1 protein-coding gene is annotated in these 629 nt (G+C 70.0%); it reads right to left on the bottom strand.

The window, feature by feature from the left end:
• Window positions 1-629: condensation domain-containing protein (locus ACLEQD_RS44940; RefSeq protein ID WP_410391997.1), on the bottom strand; the 629-nt coding region annotated here is incomplete at both ends.

The following is a 629-nucleotide window of genomic DNA, read 5'->3' as shown; positions in this document are numbered from 1 at the left end:
AGCTCCTCCACCAGCTTCTCGAACGGCACCTCCTGGTGCGCGTACGCGCCCAGCGCCGTCTCCCGCACTCGCGCCAGTACCTGACGGAAGGACTCGCGCCTCTCCACCTTCGTGCGCAGCACCAGCGTGTTCACGAAGAAGCCGATGAGGCCTTCCAGCTGCGTCTGGTTGCGGCCCGCGATGGGAGTACCCACGCTGACGTCGGCCTGCCCGCTGTGGCGCGCCAGCACCACCTGCCATGCCGCCAGCAGCAGCATGAAGGACGTCACGCCCTCCCGCTGCGCCAGCGCCTTCACCTGCTCCTCCAGCGCGCCCGGCAGGCCCACCGTGTAGCTGGCTCCACGGAAGCGCTGTACCGCTGGACGCGGCTTGTCCGTCGGCAACTCCAGCGCGGGCGGTGCGCCCTCCAGCTGCTGACGCCACCACGCCAGCTGCGCCTCCAGCACCTCGCCTCGCAGCCAACCACGCTGCCACGCCGCGTAGTCCGCGTACTGCACCGGCAGCTCCGCCAGCGGTGACTCCCGGCCCTCCGCATACGCCGCGTAGAGGGCGCCCACTTCCTTCACCAGCACCTGCATCGACCAGCCGTCCGACACGATGTGGTGCATCACCAGCACCAGCACGTGCTC

It is taken from the genome of Corallococcus sp. 4LFB (genome assembly GCF_046520365.1).
Taxonomy (GTDB): Bacteria; Myxococcota; Myxococcia; order Myxococcales; family Myxococcaceae; genus Corallococcus; species Corallococcus caeni.
Note: the sequence above shows the minus strand (reverse complement) of the source record. Positions and strands in the feature narration are given on the sequence as shown.